The sequence below is a fragment of the Mesorhizobium sp. M1006 genome (assembly GCF_040318825.1).
Classification (GTDB): domain Bacteria; phylum Pseudomonadota; class Alphaproteobacteria; order Rhizobiales; family Rhizobiaceae; genus Mesorhizobium.
Window position 1 is genome coordinate 1 of the sequence record NZ_JAMYMZ010000144.1, and the last position, 983, is coordinate 983.

The following is a 983-nucleotide window of genomic DNA, read 5'->3' on the forward strand; positions in this document are numbered from 1 at the left end:
GGCCTCGCATCCAACGCCTCCGTGCAAATCACCAGGCGAAGTGAATCAAAATGCGGTCTCGATTGCCAGGTTTTTCGAGGTGTCCAACTGCGCGTTCAGGTCTTCGAGATTGCGAAAGGACCGGGCCAGGAAGAAGTCCTCGCGAATGTAGCGGAACGGCCGCTCGACCTTGCCTTTCGTTTTGGCGCGGTAAGGCCGACACGCCTTGGGATGGAAACCATAGTGGCGGGCAAGATCGACGAGGGCACGGTTGTAGACGATGCCGCCGGTATCGCCTTCGCCGATCACAGCCGTCTTCATACGATCGTAAAGCACTTCGCGAGGAGCGCCGCCCAGCGCCTCGAAAGCCCCAGCATGGCAGCGCAAGGCAGTCGCTGGTGGACGACGAAGCGTGCCCAGATAAGGCGACTGAAGCCAAGCACCATGGAGAATAGCCAGACGATTCTCGGCGTGGTCGGCTCATCGGTAAAGAGGACATTGAACTGGGCAAAGTCGACCTGCGCCTGCTCGCCGGGCGGGGTCTCGAAGCGAACCTCGTATCCACGCTCCGCCGCGGCAGGACGAACGTCGCACAGGAAGTCGGTGACGGCCGTGTAGCCGCCGCCATAGCCGAGATCCTTCAGTTCCCGGAAAAGCCGGCTGCCGGTGAGTCCGGGATATCGGGTGACGCGTTCGCGAAGATAGGCTGTGAAGGGATCGATCACCGCCTGACGCGGCTTGCGCGGTCCGTAGGCCGGAGCCTCGAGCCCGCGCGCAATGTATTTGCGAACCGTCTTGCGGTCGATCCCGCTCTCCCTGGCGATCGCCGACACCGACAGGCCCTGCCGATGCAAATCCAGTATCATCGTCATTTCCCCGATCTTGATCACCGAAATCCCTCTCCCGACCATCAGGAGAAGCATCAACGATTACGCGCCGCCGGTCAACCCGACCGCCCACCCGGAGACCCGCGCCAGCCCGAAACAGGGGAAAAATAAAAAGGC

1 pseudogene is annotated in these 983 nt (G+C 61.5%); it reads right to left on the reverse strand.

The features are described from left to right. Positions 1 to 84: 84 nt before the first annotated feature. Positions 85 to 869 (reverse strand): annotated as a pseudogene (istA, locus tag NKH60_RS34955) (IS21 family transposase); the annotation flags it as partial. Positions 870 to 983 lie beyond the last annotated feature (114 nt).